This is a genomic window from Agromyces excoecariae (assembly GCF_051715505.1).
GTDB lineage: Bacteria > Actinomycetota > Actinomycetes > Actinomycetales > Microbacteriaceae > Agromyces.
On sequence record NZ_JBPSLA010000008.1, the window covers coordinates 21,410 to 41,737 of the forward strand.

Consider the following 20,328-nt stretch of genomic DNA (forward strand, 5'->3'; position numbering starts at 1 on the left):
CACCGGCATTCAACTCCGAGGAGTTCCGCTCATGTCCCTTCCCCTCATGGAAGGCAGCGACGTCGTTACGCTGCCGACCACGCGGCTGTCCCTGCGCGAGCGAGCGCACGCCGACGACGTCCGCTTCATCCTTGCTGTCTTCGTCGACCTCAACGGCAAGCCCTGCGCCAAGCTCGTACCGGTCTCCGCCGCTGACGAGCTCGAGGCCGGCGAACTTGGATTCGCCGGCTTCGCCGCCGGCCTCATCGGGCAGAAGCCCGAGGACACCGACCTCCTCGCCGTGCCCGACCTCGACTCGTACGCGCCGATCCCCTTCGTGCGAGAGGGACTCGCGATCGTGCACTGCGACCCATACGTCGACGGCGAGCCGTGGCCGTTCGCGCCCCGTGTCATCCTGAAGCGCGCCCTCTCGGCCCTGGCCGAGCACGGCCTGAGCGGAAAGGTGGGCGCGGAAGTTGAGTACTTCCTCGTCGACCGCGACGAACAAGGCCGGCTCAGCACCGCGGACACCCGCGACGACGGGGCGCGCTCCTGTTACGACGCGCGCGGCGTGACGCGGATGTACGACCACCTTGCGGCGGTCAGCGATGCGATGAACCTCCTGGGCTGGTCGAACTATGCCAACGACCATGAGGACGCTCCCGGTCAGTTCGAGCAGAACTTCAAGTACGACGACGCCCTTGTGACCGCCGATCGGGTCATCACCCTGCGCTATCTCATCGGCATGCTCGCCGAGCAGCGCGAAATGACCGCGACGTTCATGCCGAAGCCGTTCACCGACCGCTCGGGCAACGGTCTGCACTTCCACGTCTCGCTCTGGGACGGAGACTCCCCCGTGTTTCCCACGACAGGGGATCCGCGCGGGCTCGGGCTCTCCGAGCTGGCGTACTCGTTCGTCGGTGGTGTACTCGACCATGCGCCGGGGCTCCAGTTGTTCCTCGCACCGAGTGTCAACTCGTACAAACGTCGCGGCGCGACGAGCAGTGCCTCGGGCGCGACCTGGTCTCCGAAGCATGCGACGTACGGCGGCAATGACCGCACGCACTTCATCCGCGTGCCCGACTCGACGCGCATCGAACTCCGTGCGGGCGATGGCTCCGCCAACCCCTATCTGGCGCTCGCCGCGGTGCTCTTCGCCGGGCTCTCCGGCATCGAGCAGGGTGCCGACCCGGGCGACCCGTGCGGGCCCGGCGAGTCGCGCACGACCTCTGCCCCGTTGCCACCCACGCTGCTGCATGCCGTCCAGGCGCTGCGCCAGGACCCCGCTCTCCTCGAGGCGATCGGCGGAGGCCGTGGCGTCGGCACGTACTTCGCCGATGCGAAGGAGGACGAGTTCCTCCGGTGGCATAACACCGTCTCCGATTGGGAGATCGACCAGTACCTCACGGCGTTCTGAGCCGGAATCCCCCATCCGAAGGAAGGACCTCCACATGTGCGGCATCGCAGCACTCCAGATCCGCAACCCCGCCCTCCGCGGCGAGCTCGGCACCTACATGCGCGGCATGCTGTGCGAGATCGTCGAGCGCGGCCCCGACTCGGCCGGCCTGGCGCTCTACGGCTCCGAGCGCATGACCCCGTCGGGCACGTCGACACTCACAGTCATCGGCGACGTCGATCCCGATGCGCTGCTCCTGCGACTGCGTGAGGCGCTCCCGGATGGCGCGAAGGCCTCCGTCGTCGTCTACGCCGAGTCGGTGCTCGTCAATGCGAACGTCGCGCCATCCGTCCTCGAGGCGGCCGCACGGGCCGCCGCGCCTGAAGCGCACGTCATCGGCCGCGGCGAGCACGTCGCGGTTCTCAAGGGCGTCGGCCACCCGGTCGAGCTCGCCGCAACCTACGGCCTCACCGAGATCGGGGGCACCCAGGCGCTCTCGCACACGCGGATGGCGACGGAGTCGGCCGTGACCGCAGTCGGCGCGCACCCCTTCACGGTCGCAGAGGACCTCTGCCTGGTCCACAACGGATCCTTCAGCAACCACGCCTCGATTCGCCGCCGGCTGCGCGCCGAGGGCGTCGAGTTCGACAGCGAGAACGACTCCGAGGTCGCGGCGCGGTTCATCGCGGTGCGGATGTCGCAGGGGGACGACCTCACGGTCGCGCTCGAGCGGCTGATGGAGGTCTTCGACGGGTTCTACACGCTCGTCGTCACCACGGCCGACAGTATGGCCGTCGTGCGCGACCCCATCGCTTGCAAGCCCGCCGTCATCGCCGAGACCGACGATTGGGTCGCGATGGCGTCGGAGTACCGCGCGCTCGCCGGCCTGCCGGGCATCGAGGACGCCCGCATCTTCGAGCCCTCGCCGGGCGTCGTCTACACCTGGCGGCTCGAGGCCGCCGCCCTGGAAGGAGCAACCCGATGACGATCACCGCACCTACGCGCACTGAGGCCACGGCGCGCGTCGACCTCGCCAGCAGTTCGGTTCGCGAGTTGAACCGGCGGCTGCACGACGCCGAGCCCGGCACATCATGGGTCGTCGAATCGCCCGCCGGCGCGCACAACATCGCCGTCGGCATCGACCGGGAGGTCGAGGTCGCAGTGCACGGCAACGTCGGCTATTTCGCAGCGGGCATGCACCAGCGTGGCACCGTCACGGTTCACGGCAGCGCAGGCGTCGGTCTGGCCGAGAACATCATGTCCGGCGTCGTGCACGTCACGGGTGACGCCTCGCAGGCGACCGGTGCGACAGGCCACGGCGGCCTCATCGTCGTCGACGGCAACACGGGTGCCCGGTGCGGCATCTCGATGAAGGGCGTGGACATCGTGGTAGGAGGCAGCATCGGCCACGCCGCGGCGTTCATGGCCCAGGCCGGCCGACTCGTGGTGTGCGGCGACGCGGGCGAGGCGCTCGGCGACTCGATCTACGAGGCCCGCATCTACGTGCGCGGCGAGGTCGCCTCGCTCGGCGCCGACTGCGTCGAGAAGCCCATGCGCGCCGAACACCTCGCCGAACTCGCTGATCTGCTGGCCCGCGCGAGGCGAACCGAGGACCCTTCCGAGTTCCGCCGTTACGGCTCAGCCCGCAACCTCTACCACTTCCACGTCGACAACGCCGGCGCGTACTGACCAGCGACACTGTCCAACCACGGAGCATCCCATGACCCACGACCTCGCCTCCCTCGGCCTCCGCGAATCCGCGACCTTCGACCGGGCGACGATCAACGACATCCAGCGCGCCGCCGCCACGGGCATCTACGACATCCGCGGCTGGGGCGCCAAGCGCGCCCTTCCCCACTTCGACGACCTGCTCTTCCTCGGCGCGAGCATGTCGCGATATCCCCTCGAGGGCTATCGCGAACGCTGCGCAACGGACGTCACTCTCGGCACCCGGCACGCGCTCGAGCCGATCCACCTCGACATCCCCGTGACCATCGCGGGCATGAGCTTCGGCGCACTCTCGGCCAATGCGAAGGAGGCGCTCGGGCGGGGCGCGTCCGAAGCGGGTACCTCGACCACGACCGGCGATGGCGGCATGACGCCCGAGGAACGCCGCCAATCGCGGAAGCTCGTCTACCAGTACCTGCCCTCGCGATACGGCATGAACCCCGACGACCTGCGCAAGGCGGACGCGATCGAAGTCGTCCTCGGGCAGGGCGCAAAGCCCGGCGGCGGCGGCATGCTGCTCGGCCAGAAGATCACCGAGCGCGTCGCCGGGATGCGCACGCTCCCGGTCGGCATCGACCAGCGCTCGGCCAGCCGGCACCCCGACTGGACCGGACCCGACGACCTCACGATCAAGATCGCCGAGCTCCGCGAGATCACAGACTGGCGCACGCCCATCTACGTGAAGATCGGCGCCTCGCGACCCTACTACGACACCGCACTGGCGGTGAAGGCCGGCGCCGATGTCATCGTGCTCGACGGCATGCAGGGCGGCACCGCGGCGACTCAGCAGGTGTTCATCGAGCACGTCGGCATCCCGACTCTCGCGGCGATCGGCCCGGCCGTGGCGGCCCTGCAGGAACTCGGCGTTCACCGCACGGGCGTCCAGCTCATCGTCTCGGGCGGCATCCGCTCGGGGGCGGATGTCGCGAAGGCGCTCGCACTCGGCGCAGACGCGGTCGCGATCGGCACCGCCGCGCTCATCGCCCTCGGCGACAACGACCCGCGGTACGCCGACGAGTACGCGAAGCTCGGGTCGGCAGCCGGCTACTACGACGACTTCCAGGACGGGCGCGATCCTGCCGGCATCTCAACGCAGGACCCCGAGCTGTCGGCGCGGCTCGACCCGATCGCCGCCGGGCATCGGCTCGCGAACTACCTTCGGGTGCTCACCCTCGAGGCGCAGACCATCGCCCGCGCCTGCGGCAAGTCTCACGTGCGCAACCTCGAGCCCGAGGATCTCGTGGCACTGACCGTGGAGTCAGCAGCGATGGCGGGTGTCCCACTCGCGGGTACGTCTTGGATCCCCGGCCGAGGCTGACCGGATGAGCAGCGCACCCGAGGTGGCCGCCGAGCCCGATGTGGTCGTGCCATCCGACGTCACGGCCGAGCTTTGGGCGAATGGGCTGGGGATCACCCGCGTGATGGCGAGACGGCTGGCTTGGCGACTCAGCATCGCCGAGATCCGCGGACGCATGCGGTTCTCCAGCCTGCCGGGCGTCGACCGGGTGCTCATCCCTCTCGGCGACCATCCACTGCCACTGAACATCGACGGCCGGTGGCACCACGTCGAGCCGGGGCATGGGGTCCGATTCGCGGGCGAGTCGCGCGTGCTGCCCTCCACCGGCGGTCGGGCGGTCTCTGTGGTCAACCTCATGGTGCGGCGCGGGCTCGCGGATGTCTCGTGGCACGTTTCCTCCCATCGGGGGTTCATCCCCGTGCCGCCCTCAGCTGCAGCCGCCGTCGTCCTCTCGGCGACAACCGCGACCGGCGGGCTCGCCCTCCCGGCGGGCACGACCCTGCTGCCGGCCACTCATTCCCGCAGCGTCGCGTGCGCTGAGGCACTCGTCGCCCGATTCGACATCACGTCCACCGATACCTGATCGAGAGGTTCCCCCGCATGTCCGTCCACCCGATCGTCGTCCTCGGCGCCGGCCTCGCCGGTGCCGCCGCAGCATGGAAGCTCGCGGAGCACGGGCACGACGTCGTCATCCTCGAGCGCAGCGTGCCAGCCGGTCCGCTCGGCAGCTCGCACGGCTCGGCCCGCATCTTCCGCTATGCCTACCCCGACCCGTTCTACACCCGACTCGTGCAGGAATCGCGAACCGGTTGGGACGAGCTCGAGTCGCTCTCGGGTGAGAGGCTCATCACGCCGACCGGGTCACTGGACTTCGGCGCCCGCCGGGATCCCGCGTCGCTCGCGCCCGTGCTCGAGGCCTCAGGCATCCCGCACGAGCTCCTCACCGAGGCCGAGGCCGCCGCGCGGTGGCCCGGAATCGACTTCGGGGGGTCCGTGCTCTGGCACGAGGCCGCCGGCGTGATCGATGCCGAACGGTCTGTCGAGGCGATGGTTCAGCTCGCGCAGGCGTCCGGCGCTGAGCTCCGGACTGGATGGATCGCGGCCGCGGTCTCACGCGACGGCGACGATTATCTCGTCGAGTCCGAGTCTGGCGAGGTGATCCGTGCGTCGCAGCTCGTCGTCGCCGCTGGCGGCTGGCTGCCCGACCTCCTCGACCGGCTCAGTCTGCCCGACTCCGTGCTGGCGGGTATGCCCGCGCTCACGGTATGGCAGGAGCAAGCGCTGCACTTCCCATACCGCGACGGCAGCGAGCCGTGGCCGACGCTCATCCACAAGCGCGACGACATCCAGGTGTACGCCCTGCCCGGCGGCCGCGACGCGGACCACCGCGGACAGAAGGTGGCGCAGTACCAGGGCGGTCGCGTCATCCGCTCGGCCCTCGATCACGACCGCGTGGTCGACCCGGTCGGCCGCGACCGGCTTGTCGAGTACGTGCGCCGGACCCTGCCCGGCCTCGTGCCCGAGCCGTACGCCGAGACCACCTGCCTGTTCACGAGCACGGCCGACGACGACTTCGTGATCGACCGCGTCGACGGCCTGACGATCCTCTCACCGTGCTCGGGTCACGGCGCCAAGTTCGCACCGCTGATCGGCGAACTCGCGGCACGTCTCGTCGCCGACGATGGCGGCGTGCCTGAGCGCTTCCGCCCGCTGCGAGCGGTGGCGCACGCATGAGCGTCGCCGGACTGCTCGACGAGATCGCGCCGATCGGGCGGGACCGCACGCGCGGTGGGTACAGCAGGCCCGGCTACTCGAAGGCCGACCGTGACCTGCGCGAATGGTTCATGCACCACGCCGATCGACGCGGCCTCGCCGTCGAGCGCGACCGGAACGGCATCCTCTGGGCGAAGTGGACGCCACCAGGCTCCAACGGACCCGCAATCGTGACCGGCAGCCATCTCGACTCCGTGCCGGGCGGGGGCGGGTACGACGGCCCGCTGGGCGTCGCGTCGGCGCTCGAGGCCGTCGACCTGCTCCAGGCGAGCGAGTGGTCGGTGCGCCGTCCTGTCTCCATCGCGGTCTTCCCAGAGGAGGAAGGGTCGCGGTTCGGGGTCGCGTGCCTCGGCTCGCGACTGCTCGGCGGCGCGATCGGTCTCGATCGCGCCCTGGCATTGAGGGACGCCGACGGCGACACCTTCGCGGACGTGGCGCAACGCGACGGGCTGGACCCCGCGCACATGGGCGCCGACCCCGACACGCTGGCGGGCATCGGTGCGTTCGTCGAGCTGCATGTCGAACAGGGTCGTGGGCTCGTCGACCTCGGTCATCCGGTCGCCATCGCGTCGTCGATCCTGGGACACGGACGCTGGAGGGTCGTGATCGACGGGCAGGGCAACCACGCGGGGACCACCCTCATGGCGGACCGCCGCGACCCCATGGTCGCCGCCGCGCAGGTGATCGTCGCAATCCGCGACCTCGCGCGAGCCACTGACGACGCCCGCGCGACCGTTGGCCGAATCGAGCCGGTGCCCGGCGGCACGAACGTGATCGCCTCGCGGGTGAGCTTCTGGATCGACATCCGGCACCCCGACGACCTGGTCACCGCGGCACTCGTCACCGGCGTTCGTGACCTCGTGGCGCAGCACGCGGATGCCGAGGGCTGTCGCGGTGAGGTGCGCGAGGAGTCGCTGAGTCCGACCGTCGACTTCGATCTCGGGCTCCGCGCGTCCCTCCGACGAGCCCTGCCCGCCGCACCGGAGCTCGGCACGGGTGCTGGTCACGACGCGGGCGTGCTTGCTGCCTCCATTCCGACCGCGATGCTGTTCGTCCGCAACCCCACCGGCGTGTCGCACTCGCCCGAGGAGCTCGTCCAAGACGCAGACGCCGAGGCGGGCGCCGTGGCGCTGGCCGCCGTGATCGCCGAACTCGCGGGAGCACCGGGCCTATGATGGCGACGTGAGTCCGGGAATGCAGGAAAGTGGCGACGCCGACTCACACGGCGGAGCCTTGGAGGCGGTCATCGCCCAGCAGGTGCGCCGCTACCGCGCCGAGCAGGCGATCTCGGCGGCCGACCTCGCCGCACGCACGGGACTGTCGAAGGCCATGATCTCAAGGATCGAGTCGGCCAACACGTCGTGCTCGCTGACGACGCTGCAACGACTCGCCGACGGGTTCGGTATCCCCGTGACCGCGCTGTTCCGCGGGTCGGCAAGTGACCGTGAGGCCTCCTTCACCAAGTCAGGCGCCGGCAGCGTCAGCGTGCGCAGCGGCACTCAGCACGGCCACCAATACCAGATGCTCGGCGTGCTCAAGGACACCCCCAACACGCTCGAGCCAACGCTGGTCACGCTCACCGACGCATCCAACGTGTTTCCGCTGTTCCAGCACCCTGGCACCGAGTTCCTCCACATGCTCGAAGGTCGCATGGTGTACATTCACGGCGGCTACGAGTATGACATGAGCCCCGGCGATTCGTTGCTGCTCGACGGCGAGGCGTCACACGGGCCGATTGAACTCCTCGAAGTTCCGATTCGGTTCCTTGCGATCCGCTCGAGTGAACCCGTGAGCCTGCCCAGACCACGCCACTCGTCGTTGTCCTAGTCGCGGGACTACCCGTAGATGGCGTGCCGGACCGACAGGGCCTTTCACCCGGGCGGCTTCAGTCGAATGGGTTGGCAGAAAGGGTGTATTTGGTCTGGAGATACTCGTGTATGCCCTCGGCACCGCCTTCCCGGCCGAGACCCGACGACTTCCAGCCTCCGAACGGGGCCGCGGCGTTCGACACCGCGCCCACGTTCAGCCCCATCATGCCGGTCTCGAGCTGCTCGATCATGCGCTGGCCGCGCGCCAGGTTCTCGGTGAAGACGTACGAAACCAGTCCGTATTGCGTGTCGTTCGCGAGCCGGACCGCCTCGTCTTCCGAGTCGAAGGGCGCGATGGCAAGCACAGGACCGAAGATCTCTTCTCGGAGAATGTCACTCCCGGGCGCGACGTCGGTCAGGACCGTGGGCTGATAGAAGGTGCCCGGTCCATCGATGGCGGCGCCGCCGGTCAACACGCGCGCGCCCCGCTCGAGAGCATCGGCGACGAGTGACGTTGCCTTCGCGACTGCCTTCCCATCGATCAGTGGGCCGATCGCCACGCCGTCCACAGTCCCCCGGCCGACCCGGAACTCGTTCACACGCGCGGTAACACGCTGCGCGAACTCGTCGGCCACCGTCCGGTGGACGATGAAGCGGTTGGCAGCGGTGCATGCCTGTCCGACATTTCGGAACTTCGCCGCGATCGCACCTGCCACTGCACGGTCCAGGTCCGCGTCGTCGAACACGACGAAAGGCGCGTTGCCGCCGAGCTCCATCGACGTTCGAAGGACTCCTTGCGCAGACTGCTCGAGGAGCCTTTGTCCGACTTGGGTGGACCCCGTGAACGAGAGCTTGCGCAACCGAGGATCTCGAATGATTGGCTCGGACACCGCACCGGAGGACGATGTCGTGAAGACGTTGACGACCCCTTTGGGCAACCCAGCGTCCTCGAGGAGCTTCGCGAAGTAGAGCGTGGTGAGCGGTGTGAGCTCTGCGGGCTTGATGACGACGGTGCAGCCGGCTGCAAGCGCCGGAGCGATCTTCCTCGTCGCCATTGCGAGTGGGAAATTCCATGGCGTGATCAGGAAGCATGGCCCCAGCGGATGCTGCGACACGATCATGCGCCCCGTCCCCTCGGGGTTTGCTCCGTAGCGTCCCTGCACCCGAGCGGCCTCCTCGCCGAACCAGCGAAGGAACTCCCCGCCGTAGGCAACTTCACTGCGTGCCTCGGCAAGCGGTTTGCCCATCTCGATGGTCATGAGGAGCGCGAACTCCTCCTTGCGTTCCTGGAGGAGGTCGAAGGCCCGTCGCAGGAGCTCCGCGCGCTCGCGGGCGGGCGTTCGCGACCATGAAGGAAATGCTTCGACGGCGGCGTCGAGCGCCGCGACACCGTCCGACGGCGACGCGTCCTCGATCGTCTTGACGACCTCACCGGTCGCGGGGTCGCACACGTCGAGCGAGTTTCCTCCCGCGGCGGCTCGCCACGCGCCGCCGATGAACAAGCCATCCGGCACCGCAGCGAGAAGTCGCGACTCCTGACTACTACCCATGAGATTCCTCCGTGTCATCAGATGCGCTCTCGCGTCGAATGGATGTCGGCTCCCGTACTCCGGCAGGTGTGACGTGAGCGGTGCGGTGAAGGCGGCCCCGCTGCCTCCGTTCGGCCCCTCAGGGAACGATGCGCGCGCGCCGACGACTCCGAGATGGCGGTCATGACCGGCGATTGCTGAGCAAGCCTAAGCGTGTGCTTAGTGATTGGTCAACGGTTGATAGGGAGAATTCGCCCTTGTTCGCCAAGCCTGAGCAAATGCTTAGTAGGCGTGCCATGAGCGGCGAGGGGTGCCTATGCTCTAGAGCGTGGGGTCGAGAGCGCGCAATCACGGCGAGGGTCGCGAGGCCCTTCTTCATGCCACTGTCCGCGTCGTCGCCCGAAAGGGACTGAGGGGTCTCACCTTCCGGGCAGTCGCCGAGGAAGCGGGCGTCAACAACACGCTCATCGCACACCATTTCGGGTCCCGAGACAGGCTCCTCGCAGCGGCCCTCGAGTGGACCGCCGATCGCTCAGTCGGCGCTGCAGACCTCTCCGAGTACGCGACCGATGCCCGTTCGTTCCGCGATGCACTCGTGAAGAACGTGCTGTCCGAGCCGGACGTCGAAGTCTTCCAGTTCGAGATGATCCTGGAGTCGAGCCGGCGTCCGGAACTGCAGCCGGCAGTGCGGGGGTTGTACCAGCGGTACGTCGCGTCGCTTGCGAAGGGCCGTGCGCAGCTCGGGGTACCGACCAATGACGGTCTGAACCTTGGGATGTTCGCCGCCCTCGATGGGCTCATGCTGCAGTACTTGAGTCGTGCGATCTCTGCGGAACAGCTCACGGACGCCGTTGAGTCACTCGGCGTGGCGGTCGGCAATGTGAGTGATGAACCGTCGACTCTCCTCGAGAGTCGGTGAGCGCCGAGCTCCCGGTCGGGAGGCCGTGAGGAGACCATGGCGCACTACGCGAAGATGAGGGACTCCTGGGCACCTTCGACCGCGGGGTGGCTCAGTAAGCATCCAATCGATGGCCCGATCTGCATCTGAATCTGGTCAGGAATCGTGCATATGCACGAGCCTTCCGGACGCGCATGTTCGCGCACCTTCGTGCCGTGGATCTCAGCCGCCGGGATGGCGAAGAGGTCGCGATCGAGCACGGCGAAGGTCGCTCGGTAGCCCGGTGCGATGGTGACCGGCGTGGTCCTGCAACGCTCCTGACGGGGACAGGGTCGGAGCGAGACGTGTCACCCGTTTCACGCGTTGTTCGCGAAATCGAGCGCGCCGAGTGCCGATCGCGCGAGGTAGCCGAAGTCCGAGACGAGAGTGGTCCCGCTCATGGGGTAGCTCGCGGGCGAGGCGAGAAACACGGCCTGCTTGGCCAGCTGATCCGCAGACATCACAGGGAGTCCGCTCCCCGCGAAGCCATCCGGGCGCCCCATGTCCCCCCTCGACATCGGAGTATCGACCACGCCCGGGCACAAGGCGTTGGTGCGGACCGACGGGTGATCGACGGCAAACGCCCTCGCCAACGCCACCACGGCTCCCTTCGACGCGGTGTACGGTCCCATCCCGTCGAAAGCCACGAACGCGGAATCCGACGCGAGGAAGACGATCGTGCGAACGTCGCTCCGCTCCAAGTGTGCGATCGAGTGCTTCGCGACCAGGAAGTTGCCGCGCACGTTCACCGCCATCACCTGATCCCACTCGGCGACAGCGACGCTCCCCAGGGGTGTACCCACAGGGCCGGACACCCCGGCGCAGCCGAGCAGAAGGTCGATCCTGCCGAACTCGCCGTGGATTTCGTCGACGGCCCGGATCACATCGCTCTCGACGGTCACGTCGGCCTGGCTGAAGACGACCCTTGCGTCGCGTTCACGCAGTTCCTTGGCAAGCGCTTCACCGTCGGTGGAACGATCGACGATGCCCACCGACGCGCCCTCTGCGATGAGTGCATCGACACATGCACGCCCGATGCCTGAAGCACCGCCGGTAACCAGCGCGACGCGATCACTCAGTTCCAGGTCCATGCTGACCTCACCTTTCCTCGGGTGCGCCCGCACGACGACGAGCCTTCTCGAAAGCGATCGTCGGCAGATCGACGATGTGCGCTCCCCCATCCACGACGATCGTCGTTCCCGTCAGGTAGGACGATTCATCCGATCCGAGGAACCTGACGACCGCCGCGATCTCCGCCGGCGAACCGACCCTCCGCAACGGAACGTCTGCCGTGACCGCGGCGTACGCCGCATCGCGCGACACGAACGTGCCGTGTTCAACGAGTTCGGCCATTTCGTCGTCGGCCATCGGCGTGCGAACCCAGCCCGGACACACCGCGTTGACGCGGAGGCCGCGCTCGCCATAGTCGCGGGCGAGGGACCTGGTCAGTCCGATCAGTGCGTGCTTGGCGGTCGTGTAGCCGGCCATGGCCGGCCCGGCGAAGAGCCCGGAGAGCGAGGAGATGATCACCACGCGCGCCGCGGAGCCCGTAAGGGCAACAAGAAACTCTCGAACCATGACGAACGACGTGGTCAGGTTGGCGTGGAGGGCATCACTCCAGTCCTGATCCGTGGTGTCCCCGACAGGCGCGAAACCAGCCCCACCAGCGTTGCACACGAGCGTGTCGACCCGTCCGTATAGGTCGAGCACTGACTGCAGCACCCGCCGTACTTCGGCGGGGTCTCCGGCATCCGCGACCATTGGAACGGCACCGGTCCTTCGGGAAACCTCCTCGAGCGGCGCCGAGCGGCGGCCTACGATGACCACGCGTGCACCCTCGTTCGCAAACCTCTCCGCAATGGCGGCCCCAATACCCGTACCCCCACCGGTAACCACGACGACGTCGTCGTCGACCTGCGAACCCGCGTATGGCATCGTCAGTTCCCTTCGCTCTCTTCACCCGATACCGCTGTGCGGGTTCGATGGGAACGGTGGTCCACATGGCGAGACGCCATGGACCCACCGTTCCGCACGAGCTCCGCCGGTCGGATCGGATCGCTCGGTCGTCAGTAGGTGATGACTTTCGGCGCGGCGACGGCCTTCAACCCCGCGACGCCGAACTCCTGACCGTATCCAGACTGCTTCGTGCCGCCGAACGGCACGACCGGGTTCAGCGCACCATGCTGGTTGATCCACACCGTGCCAGCCTGGATGCGCTTGGCCACCTCGACCGCGGCACCCACATCGCTGGACCACACCGACGCACCCAGCCCCTGCTCAGATGCGTTCGCTCGCCGCACGGCGTCATCGACGTCGCTGTACTTGACCACCGGGATCGCGGGACCGAACTGCTCCTCATCCACCAGGCGCGCGCCGTCATCGATGTCGGCGACGACCGTCGTGCGATAGAACAGCGGCCCGAGGTCCGCGGCAGGCTCGCCACCCGCCACGATCCGGGCACCTCGCGCTCGCGCGTCATCGACGAGGTCCTTGACGATGTCGAACTGGCCCTGGTTCTGGAGCGGGCCGAGGAGGTTGCCCTCATCGAGTCCGCGCCCCATGGGCATCGCCTGAGCCATGCCGGCCAGGGTCTCGACGACTTCGTCGTACACCGACTCGTGGACGTACAGACGCTTCAGTGCCGCGCAAGTCTGGCCGGTGTTGATGAAGCAGCCCCAGAACAGATTCTCCGCGATAGCCGAAACGTCGGTGCCCGGAAGTACGATGCCCGGGTCGTTGCCGCCGAGCTCGAGCGTCAGCCTGGCCAGGTTCCGGGCCGAGGACTCGACGATGCGACGTCCGGCCTCCGTCGATCCGGTGAACATGATCTTGTCCAGATCGGGGTGCGCAGCCATCGCCGCGCCGACGTGCCGGTCCCCTGAGACGACCGTCAGCACCCCCTCGGCGAGGTGCCGATTGAACACCTCGACGAGCGCGAGCACAGACAAGGGCGTGTAGCTGCTGGGCTTGACGACGACCGTATTGCCCATCCGCAGGGATGGAGCGATCTGCCAGACGGTGATCATCATGGGCCAGTTCCACGGGCCGATCGCACCGACGACGCCGAGCGCGTCATAGTGCACCTCGGCGCGTGAGGCGCCGGCTTCGAACACGACTTCGGGCTCGAGGACCGTGTCTGCCGCATTGCGCGTCCACGCCGCGCACGCGCCGACTTCGAAGCGTGCGTTCGGGCCGTCGAGGGGCTTGCCCTGCTCACGGGACAGGATCTGCGCCAGCTCCTCGGTATTGGCTTCGAGGTCGTCGGCGATCGCATTGAGGATGCGGCTGCGCTCTGAATGGCCCAGTGCGTTCCATGCCGGCTGTGCTGCGCGCGCCGCCCGAATGGTCGCTTCCAGGTCATCGACCGTGTGGACCGGGACATGGCCGATCACGTCACGTGTCGCCGCATCCAGTATCGCGCGGCCTTCACTCTCGGGGACAGTGATCGCCTCGAGGATGGTGGTGGTGGTGGTCATGGTGTCTCCTTCGTCGACAAGGGGCTTCGATGCCTCAGTCGATCGGGTAGGGGGTGTCATCGAGAATGGTGAACTGACTGTCGAATGGGATGTGAACGGTGTCGAGGGTCGGCCCGTCCCAGCAGAACATTCGGCCGACCGACCGCCTGTTCGTCAGGTCGATCGTGACGATCGACTCGACCGGCATCACGGTCTCGCTCCAGTGGAGCAGGACGATCCCGTCGGCCAGCTCGAACACCTGCACGGGGTCCGCGCACGCGAGCCCCACCTCGGCGCCGCGCACGCAGTGCCAGACGAACGTTCCCGAATTGAGGTAGATGTGCTCGTAGTGCTCGGTTGGGCTGTATCGGTAGTAGATCCGCTTGCCCACGAGTTCGCTCGTCCGAGGCCGGGGCTCGATCTCACCCTTGCCTGTCTCTCGACCCGAGAGGAACTCGGTGTTCATCCGCACGCGTCCGTCGCGATCGACGAACGAGGAATCCGCCACTGTGATGCGTCCATCGGAGGTGTCGATGACCATCGAGACGTCGTTGGAACGAATACCCTCGCCCTTGATGAAGTCGACGAAAAAGATGCCTGGGCGGACCTCGACTGCGCGATACGGGTGGGTCCCGGTCATTCCGGCGCCCTCGCCCTCGAGGATCTCCCAGGTGATCTGACCGCCTGCAAAGGTGTGACGGATCGTCCAGCCGTTCTCGAACCGCACGTCGAGGGGGGCACCCTCGAGCTTCGCGCTCGCAGGCAGACTCGGCTCACCGAAGCCCTCGAGCATCGCGGTCACGTCCGGCCACTCGTCGGTAGGGACGTATCCCTGTTCGGTCGGGGCGAGCTGCTCGTGTGTGCTTGACATGTTCTTCCTTTCAAGGCGCGAGCAACTGCTCAGTTGCCCGCCGAGATCACGGTCTTGAAGTCGACGTCCTTCTTGAACACGGGGAGGAGCACCCCGATGGTGAACGCCAGTGGGATGGACCACAGCAGTGCCCGCGCGATCACTCCATCGTCGAAGAGCAAGGCGTCGTAGTTCTGAATCGAGATGAACAGAATGGTCACCATCAGGATCACCGCGGCGATTGGCGCGACCTTCGTGCTCCAGAAGCCCTTTTCCAGCTTCTCCCGGAAGAAGAAGACGACGATGGAGATTGACGCGAAGGCCATCATGACGATGAAGCCGATCGTCCCCAGGGCGACGAACCATGCGAAGACGACGGTGATCGGGTCGGCGCCGGACCAGAGGAATGCCATGATGATGATCGCGATGAGCACGCCGATCACCAGGGCAGCCGTGGCCGGCACCTGCGACCGCTTCGAGACCCGCGCCAACTGCCGAGGAAGTGCCCGGGCGCGAGCCAGCGCGAAGACGTACCGCGAGAACATGTTCTGAACGCCGATGAGCATCGCGATGAAGCTCGACACGACGAGCACCTGCATCAGGATGTCCAGCCACGGTCCGACGTACTCACGAGCTACGCCGAAGATGATTCCTGCCAGGTCGTTGCCCGCTGCCTCCTGCACGTTGTCCGGACCGACCGCTACGCTCACCGCCCATGTCGCAATGGTGTAGAACAGGCCGACGAAGATGATCACGGCGAACAGTGCGCGCGGGATGGTTCGACGCGGTTCACGCGCCTCTTCGCTGAACACCGTGGTGGCCTCGAATGTCGTGAAGCAGGCGAATACGAAGAGGATTGCGACGCCGAGTCCGGGCTGCGCCAGCTGCGAGGGCGCGAAGCTGATGAGCGACAAGTCCTTGCCCCCGGCGTTGAGGAAGACCCCGATCACTAGGGCGGCGACCGCGACCATCTCGAGCACCAGAAGCACTCCGAGGATTCGAAGGTTCAGGTCCACTCCGAGCATCGTGAGCGCCGTGGTGATCGCGAGGAAGGCGAGAATCCACACCCAGACAGGAAGATCGATGCCAAGCAGATCCGCAGCGAGCTGCTGGGCGAACACGCCGAACTGAGCCCAGAGCCCCACCTGCAGCGAGATGTACGTCACGATGACGATGCCTGCTGCCCCCGTGGCGGCATGCTTGCCCAGACCGCGCGAGATGTAGGCAACGAACCCGCCGGCGCTCACGACGTGATGACTCATCTTGAGATAGCCGACCGCGAAGACCGCGACGACGAGCGCCACCAGAACGTAGATGAGCGGCACACCCGGGCCGATGATCGAGAAGATGACGGGACTGGCCCCGACGAACGCCGCCATCGGCGCCGCAGCGGAGATGACGAAGAACGCCACCCCGATGAAGCCCAAGCTGTTCGCCTTCAGACTGGTCTGCCCCATCTGTGGAGCGGTCAAGGTGTGTTCTGTCGTGTTGCTCACGGGGTCCTCCTTTGGACCTGGGTTCGCGTGGGGGAAGCGAGGATTCGTTCGCCGGGGCGTCGACACGTAGGGCCGCCGACTCGTGATTCGACATTGCTAAGCACTTGCTTAGGTCGAGATTACGCCGCGTTCCACGGCCCGTCAAGACCTCGTCCTGGATGCCCCCGTCGCTCCTCGGTCAGTCTTGCCGCTGAGCAGAAGCAGCAGCTGCGCGCGGCGATCACCGAGCGATCCTCGCGCGCCTCTCCGGAGCCGGGTACCGGCCGCGACACATCCCTTGCAATTGAACTAAGCGTTTGCTTAGATACTGCTGCGCTCTGAGGGCGAGAGCCAATCCCAAGGAGGACGATGATGTCCAGTGACGTATCCACCGTTGCAGGAACCTTCAATCGTGATGCCGCGGCACCCTTTGAGGTCGCGACGGTTCAGTGGAACCGTCGCCCGGGCCATGGGGAGCGGAAGGACTCATCCGCGGGCTACCGGTTCATCGCGTCCGGCCTTACCCCGGAGCCCATGGAGGTCACCGGCCACGTCGATGAGACGGTGAACATCCTCCCAAGCCACCTACGGATCGAACCCCAAGAGGGGAGAGCGTTCGGATTGCAGGCCGGCGACTCCGCCTCGAGCAACAGGGGCATGACCGCTACCTGGATGGTGCTGGCGCCCACCATCGAGTTCTTCGACTACTCCTGAGCCAGGGAAAGTGATCGACATGAGCAAGGACTTCGACGTCATCGTCATCGGGGCGGGCTTTGCCGGACTCACGGCAGCCCGGGAGCTCTCCCACGGCGGCCAACGGGTCGCCGTCCTGGAGGCGCGCGACCGCATCGGTGGACGCACCTGGCTCGCTGAGCGGATGGGGCTCGACCTCGAACTCGGCGGAACGTGGGTGCACTGGACCCAGCCGTACGTCTGGGCCGAACTCCATCGCTATGGGATCGGGCTTGCACCGAGCCCGGTGCCGCAGCACGCGTACTGGTGGGATGGCTCTCGGGCGATGGCCGGCAACCCCGACGAGCTCCTTGAACGGCTTGACTGGCCGAATGAGTTGTTCACCGCCCGAGCGCGCGAGGTGTTCCCGCAGCCCTTCTCGCCGCTCGATTCTGATCTGCTCCCGGAATTCGACGGCATCTCGCTGCTCGATGAGATCCGAGCACTGCCGATCTCCGCCGAGGAGCGATCACTCCTCGAGTCCTTCTGGACGCTCAACTTCAACGGTCGGCTCGACGACGCCGCCTTCACGCAGGCACTGCGCTGGGTTGCGCTCACCAACGGGGACTGGAAGGTCAACTTCGAGGCGTGCGCGACCTACAAGGTACAGGGCGGCACGCGTCGGCTCGCCGAGGCGATCGTCAGCGACACGGACGCCGAGTTCCGTTTCGGCGCTGACGTCCGGCGTATCGAGCAGAAGGGCGATCGCGTGCAGGTCACGACGGCCGCTGGCAGCCGGTTCATCGCGTCGAAGGTTGTCGTAACGGCCCCGCTGCAGACCTTGCCGCGCATCAACTTCACTCCCGAGCTGCCCGAGGCGGCACGGAAGGCGGCTGACCGAGGCCAGGTGGGTCTTGGCACGAAGGTGTGGTTCACGATCGAGGGCGAGCACCCCGCGTTCGTCGCCCTCGGCGCGGCCGACTGGCCACTCAACTTCTTCCAATCTGAGTACGTGGCGGACGGGCGTACCTTCGTCGTCGGATTCGGACCCGATGCGAACGCCATCGACCCGAAGGACGTCGGAGCCGTGCAGGAGGTCCTCAACCGGCTGATTCCCGACATGACCGTCTTCCAGACCGCTGCCCACGACTGGGTGGACGACGAATTCGCCAAGGAGACCTGGCCGATGCATCGAACCGGCTACCTCACCAAGTCGTTGCCCGCCCTCCAACAGCCGTTGGGCCGAGTCCACCTGGCGAGCTCAGACATCGCGAATGGTTGGGGGGGGTTCATCGACGGCGCCATCGAAAGCGGCATCACCGCCGCCCGCAACGTCCTCGTGCCCCAGTCGGTCCCTGCGAGATGACCTGGCTCATTCGACTGGGGCACCGCGGCTGCGTTGCGACACCGCCTCCGTGAGCGATTCGACGGCGTCGGCGAATTGATCAGCGGTGATGGTGCGGCTGAGGAACTGGAGCATGAGCCCGTCGAGTGCAGCGAAGAGGGCGATGTCGAGGCCGGGCGTGATCGGGACGCCGAGCCTTTCGAGCCCCGCGGCCACGGCACTGACGTATCTGCGGTACAGCTGACTCACCGCCGGTTGGAGTTCGGGGCGACGGCTGGCCTCGATGATCATCTCGAACTGGAACACCTGACTGTCGGGCTCAGCCAAGACGTTCTGCACCAATGCGACACGGAAGGCCTCTGGATCAGCGGCGTAATCGGTGAGATCCGCTGCACGGATCGATCGCTCGAGGCTCCACTCTAGGGCGGCAGCCAGCAGGCTATCGCGCGATCCGAAGTGGTGGGCGATCAGCGTGTTGTTCACGCCTGCCTGCTGCGCCACGGCTCGGAACGTCAGCCCTCGGAGTCCCTTCGCAGCGACCACCCGCACCGTAGCCTCGAGGAGCGCTTCTTTCCCCTGCCCCCGAGTGGGACCCGTCTCCGATCGATGCATGGCTCCAGCATACGAACCCGGGAAACTGACTGAGCGCTTCGGTACCAACAGCGTTACCGAACGCGGCCGAGACGGGCAGCAACGGAGGGCTTCCCACTAGGACAACGTCGACCTCCGGATCCTGCCCAACGAAGAATCCATCCGACCGAGAACCGGGGACGACATCAGATGCTGATCTGCCAACCGCATTCCAGCGACGAACCGTCAGCACCCGAGGGGCCGAACGTGTGGTGCCTGCGGCGTCGTGCTCGCAAAGTTGGCCCATCTGGTGCGAGCTGCAGCCACACGCGCGGCGTCTTGCACCTCGGTCACGGCGAGTCGACCCACCGCTACCTTGGGCAGAACCGTCTGCAGGGCGATCTGCGATGCGAGCAGCTCGATCTGCATTGGGGGCCGTTCATTCGCACGGCGGGCGCGGTTTTCCAGCTCAGCCTCGGCAAGTAGCCGATCTACATATCGCTCCGAGTAGCGCACGATCGCCTGAACCAACAATGTGAACTGTTGTTGCCGCTCAACTTGTCGAACCACCGTGGCAGTGCTGCGGACCGCCGTGGCGATGTCTCGTGCGCTCAATAGGTCTGTTCGGCGAACGCGGGCCATCACTACGTCTACCGCGCGGGCGTAGACCACCTGTTCAAGATCGCGAGGCGGAAGTCCGATGTGCCGACGTCTCTCTGCGTACGCCTCCGCAAACTTCCGCATTGTGGGAGCATGCTCAAGCATGTGCTCGGTCAATGACTCGGCGAAAACCGTGAACTGCCGCACGTGCTCGTTGAGTGCTGGATTCGCAAAGTATGCATCGGCCTCCCGGTCGTGCGCGCGTCGCTCGGCCGCAGTCGTCGAATGAACCCGCTTCGGCGGCAACCCTGCTCGCGCCAGCCGTCGCGCAAGCCGCCGGGCCGCCGCGTTCGCCTCGAGTTCCGTCTTGTAGATCTCAGGGTCGCGCCGCCGTTTGCGCTGAAGCTCCGCCCTCCGGTCCTTGTTTCGCTCGGCCCACTCCTTCGACGCGCGTTTGGTTCGTTCCGGGTGAGCGTCGCGGCGGGCAGCTGCGCGAGCGCTGACCTCGTCCCGGTGCGTCGCGTAGTAGCGGTTGTAGTACTCGCGCACCTTGTCGCGGTTCGCCTCGACCCACTGCCGCTGGTACGTGCGGACCCGCTCGGGATGCTCTTCACGCCAGCGCTTCGATCGTTCCCTCGCCTTCCGCCTCGTTTCGGCCTCGCGGCGCTTCCGAGCGGCCGCCCGGCGAGCGGAGTCGCGATTCTGCTGGCGTGAACGGTCGATATGTTCCTCCCGCCAGCGACGGTTCAGCTCCCGCACGCGTTCCGGGTGGGCTGCCTTCCAGGCCCGGCTCTGCTCGTGGACGCGATCGAGGTTCGCCTCTCGCCAGCGTCGCTTCACCTCGCGGGTGTGTTCGCGCTTCGCTGCAGCCCGAGCGGCTTCGTCGTCGTGATCGCGGTCAGGCACGGCAGATA

19 protein-coding genes are annotated in these 20,328 nt (G+C 66.9%); 11 read left to right on the forward strand and 8 right to left on the reverse strand.

Features of this window, described 5'->3' with window-relative positions; genetic code table 11:
- Positions 1–31: 31 nt before the first annotated feature.
- Genes glnT through ACSJD1_RS08270 form a run of 8 tightly spaced genes read left to right on the forward strand, consistent with a single transcriptional unit; the run spans position 32 to position 8,000 of the window.
- Positions 32–1,396 carry a type III glutamate--ammonia ligase gene (gene glnT / locus ACSJD1_RS08235; protein ID WP_438854829.1) on the forward strand — a complete coding sequence of 455 codons (1,365 nt, stop codon included), beginning with the start codon at positions 32–34 and terminating at the stop codon, positions 1,394–1,396.
- A gap of 34 nt (positions 1,397–1,430) precedes the next feature.
- On the forward strand, positions 1,431–2,360 hold the full coding sequence (locus ACSJD1_RS08240) for a class II glutamine amidotransferase domain-containing protein (RefSeq protein ID WP_438854830.1): 930 nt from the start codon (positions 1,431–1,433) through the stop codon (positions 2,358–2,360).
- Positions 2,357–3,064 carry a protein glxC gene (locus ACSJD1_RS08245; RefSeq protein ID WP_438854831.1) on the forward strand — a complete coding sequence of 236 codons (708 nt, stop codon included), beginning with the start codon at positions 2,357–2,359 and terminating at the stop codon, positions 3,062–3,064. Before ACSJD1_RS08240 ends, ACSJD1_RS08245 begins: the two co-directional genes overlap by 4 nt.
- 31 nt (positions 3,065–3,095) lie before the next feature.
- A complete protein-coding gene (locus tag ACSJD1_RS08250; protein WP_438854832.1) occupies positions 3,096–4,421 on the forward strand; it encodes an FMN-binding glutamate synthase family protein in 1,326 nt (441 codons plus the stop codon).
- A gap of 22 nt (positions 4,422–4,443) precedes the next feature.
- On the forward strand, positions 4,444–4,983 hold the full coding sequence (locus ACSJD1_RS08255; RefSeq protein ID WP_438854833.1) for a HutD family protein: 540 nt from the start codon (positions 4,444–4,446) through the stop codon (positions 4,981–4,983).
- A gap of 17 nt (positions 4,984–5,000) precedes the next feature.
- Positions 5,001–6,134: an FAD-dependent oxidoreductase gene (locus ACSJD1_RS08260; RefSeq protein ID WP_438854834.1), complete on the forward strand. Its 1,134-nt coding sequence runs from the start codon at positions 5,001–5,003 to the stop codon at positions 6,132–6,134.
- A complete protein-coding gene (locus tag ACSJD1_RS08265) occupies positions 6,131–7,348 on the forward strand; it encodes an allantoate amidohydrolase (protein ID WP_438854835.1) in 1,218 nt (405 codons plus the stop codon). The genes ACSJD1_RS08260 and ACSJD1_RS08265 overlap by 4 nt, the downstream gene beginning before the upstream one ends.
- 7 nt (positions 7,349–7,355) lie before the next feature.
- Positions 7,356–8,000: a helix-turn-helix domain-containing protein gene (locus ACSJD1_RS08270; RefSeq protein ID WP_438854836.1), complete on the forward strand. Its 645-nt coding sequence runs from the start codon at positions 7,356–7,358 to the stop codon at positions 7,998–8,000.
- 58 nt (positions 8,001–8,058) lie between these two features.
- Here the strand turns inward: ACSJD1_RS08270 and ACSJD1_RS08275 are convergent, their stop codons facing one another.
- Positions 8,059–9,531: an NAD-dependent succinate-semialdehyde dehydrogenase gene (locus ACSJD1_RS08275; protein WP_438854837.1), complete on the reverse strand. Its 1,473-nt coding sequence runs from the start codon at positions 9,529–9,531 to the stop codon at positions 8,059–8,061.
- Between the two features lie 307 nt (positions 9,532–9,838).
- Here ACSJD1_RS08275 and ACSJD1_RS08280 point away from each other — a divergent pair, with 307 nt between their 5' ends.
- On the forward strand, positions 9,839–10,429 hold the full coding sequence (locus tag ACSJD1_RS08280; RefSeq protein WP_438854838.1) for a TetR/AcrR family transcriptional regulator: 591 nt from the start codon (positions 9,839–9,841) through the stop codon (positions 10,427–10,429).
- Between the two features lie 335 nt (positions 10,430–10,764).
- Here ACSJD1_RS08280 and ACSJD1_RS08285 read toward each other — a convergent pair whose 3' ends face one another.
- The 5 genes from ACSJD1_RS08285 to ACSJD1_RS08305 all read right to left on the reverse strand — a co-directional run bounded on the left by ACSJD1_RS08285 (position 10,765) and on the right by ACSJD1_RS08305 (position 16,248).
- Entirely contained in the window at positions 10,765–11,538 is a 774-nt protein-coding gene (locus tag ACSJD1_RS08285) for an SDR family NAD(P)-dependent oxidoreductase (RefSeq protein ID WP_438854839.1), read from the reverse strand.
- A gap of 7 nt (positions 11,539–11,545) precedes the next feature.
- Positions 11,546–12,382, reverse strand: coding sequence for an SDR family NAD(P)-dependent oxidoreductase (locus tag ACSJD1_RS08290; protein WP_438854840.1), 837 nt, complete (start codon positions 12,380–12,382; stop codon positions 11,546–11,548).
- A gap of 131 nt (positions 12,383–12,513) precedes the next feature.
- Entirely contained in the window at positions 12,514–13,923 is a 1,410-nt protein-coding gene (locus tag ACSJD1_RS08295) for an aldehyde dehydrogenase family protein (protein ID WP_438854841.1), read from the reverse strand.
- 34 nt (positions 13,924–13,957) lie between these two features.
- Positions 13,958–14,773, reverse strand: coding sequence for a MoaF C-terminal domain-containing protein (locus tag ACSJD1_RS08300; RefSeq protein WP_438854842.1), 816 nt, complete (start codon positions 14,771–14,773; stop codon positions 13,958–13,960).
- A gap of 29 nt (positions 14,774–14,802) precedes the next feature.
- Positions 14,803–16,248, reverse strand: coding sequence for an APC family permease (locus tag ACSJD1_RS08305; RefSeq protein WP_438854843.1), 1,446 nt, complete (start codon positions 16,246–16,248; stop codon positions 14,803–14,805).
- A 351-nt stretch (positions 16,249–16,599) separates the two neighbouring features.
- On the opposite strand from ACSJD1_RS08305, the gene ACSJD1_RS08310 reads away from it, so the two are divergent.
- Together ACSJD1_RS08310 and ACSJD1_RS08315 are read left to right on the forward strand one after the other, a co-directional pair.
- Positions 16,600–16,941 (forward strand): cupin domain-containing protein, encoded by a 342-nt coding sequence (locus ACSJD1_RS08310; protein WP_438854844.1) that lies wholly within the window; start codon positions 16,600–16,602, stop codon positions 16,939–16,941.
- A 19-nt stretch (positions 16,942–16,960) separates the two neighbouring features.
- Positions 16,961–18,265 (forward strand): flavin monoamine oxidase family protein, encoded by a 1,305-nt coding sequence (locus ACSJD1_RS08315; RefSeq protein WP_438854845.1) that lies wholly within the window; start codon positions 16,961–16,963, stop codon positions 18,263–18,265.
- A 6-nt stretch (positions 18,266–18,271) separates the two neighbouring features.
- Here the strand turns inward: ACSJD1_RS08315 and ACSJD1_RS08320 are convergent, their stop codons facing one another.
- Both ACSJD1_RS08320 and ACSJD1_RS08325 read right to left on the reverse strand, forming a co-directional pair.
- A complete protein-coding gene (locus tag ACSJD1_RS08320; protein ID WP_438854846.1) occupies positions 18,272–18,856 on the reverse strand; it encodes a TetR/AcrR family transcriptional regulator in 585 nt (194 codons plus the stop codon).
- A gap of 204 nt (positions 18,857–19,060) precedes the next feature.
- Positions 19,061–20,320, reverse strand: coding sequence for a hypothetical protein (locus ACSJD1_RS08325; protein WP_438854847.1), 1,260 nt, complete (start codon positions 20,318–20,320; stop codon positions 19,061–19,063).
- Positions 20,321–20,328 lie beyond the last annotated feature (8 nt).